Origin of the sequence: Dickeya chrysanthemi NCPPB 402 (assembly GCF_000406105.1) — a bacterium.
In the GTDB taxonomy this organism is placed as follows: domain Bacteria; phylum Pseudomonadota; class Gammaproteobacteria; order Enterobacterales; family Enterobacteriaceae; genus Dickeya; species Dickeya chrysanthemi.
The window spans coordinates 1-957 of the sequence record NZ_AOOA01000068.1; the positions used below are offsets into that span (position 1 = coordinate 1).

A 957-nucleotide genomic window follows, 5' to 3' on the forward strand; every position below is an offset into this window, starting at 1 on the left:
GTCTGTTTTGCACCGCTTTCGGAAAGCAGGGTGTCGCCTTTTTTCAGACGACCTGCCTGTATCCATTTTCCTTGACTGTAAAACGGATGGATGCGGTTGGAAATTAGGGTTTGGCTGTTACCGATGCCGTCTGAAATTTCAATGTAAACGGTTTCCTGGTACGGATTGCCGTATCGGGCGGTAACAGGTTTGTATCCAGTTTTTCCACTGGTTTCATCTTTGGCGAAGACGCGGTCGCCGGCTTGAATATGGGCAATGGCTTTGTAGCCGTCTGCCGTTTTGACCAAGGTGCTGCCGTGGAAGGAGCAGGTGTAGGATTTTTGAAGAACTCAGTTCTCAATATTCTGTTTCAAATGAAGGAAAGGTCGTCTGAAAAACAAGCTTAATTTCAGACGACCTTTAATCAAATTTAAGAAAATCCTTTACCAAACAAACGGTTTCCTATTCATATCCGAAAGGTTGTCAACTTCATTATCCAGCAAGAACTGCTCAAAAGCATTCCAACCCTTTTTTTCCACCAATTCTGCTTCCTGTTTATACAACGGGACAAGCAAAGGAAAAACAGTATTGTAGTGTCCGCCATAACAGACCTGAAAATCATCATCGAAATAAAATGGGGCGGAAACATACAGAGCGTCCATTTTGCTACCTTCGATAATTACCCTAGGTAATCGAATAATTTCACCTCTCAAAATAGGTTTTCTATTGTCAATCAAATATTCAGCTACTCCTGATAGAAAAGCTGCAATATTTTCTTTATTCCATTCTTCAGAACAGGTAAAAATTAATTCAAACCTACTCTTATAGTTCAAGTCATATCGATTCAAACCTAAAGTAGAAAAAGTAGTTACCCCTTTATATGGTTGTGATGGGAATACGGAAACGCTGAGATGATAACGTCGATCCAAGCATTTTATACCGCTTTTCGATTTCACCCAAATAATGCTCTAAATGTTC

The 957-nt window shown here is 40.3% G+C and carries 1 protein-coding gene and 1 pseudogene; both read right to left on the minus strand.

From position 1 onward, the window contains the following. Positions 1 to 320: pseudogene (locus DCH402_RS00080) on the minus strand (polymorphic toxin-type HINT domain-containing protein); the annotation flags it as partial. A 102-nt stretch (positions 321 to 422) separates the two neighbouring features. After that, a complete protein-coding gene (locus DCH402_RS20860; protein ID WP_152486883.1) occupies positions 423 to 935 on the minus strand; it encodes a suppressor of fused domain protein in 513 nt (170 codons plus the stop codon). Positions 936 to 957: the final 22 nt, after the last annotated feature.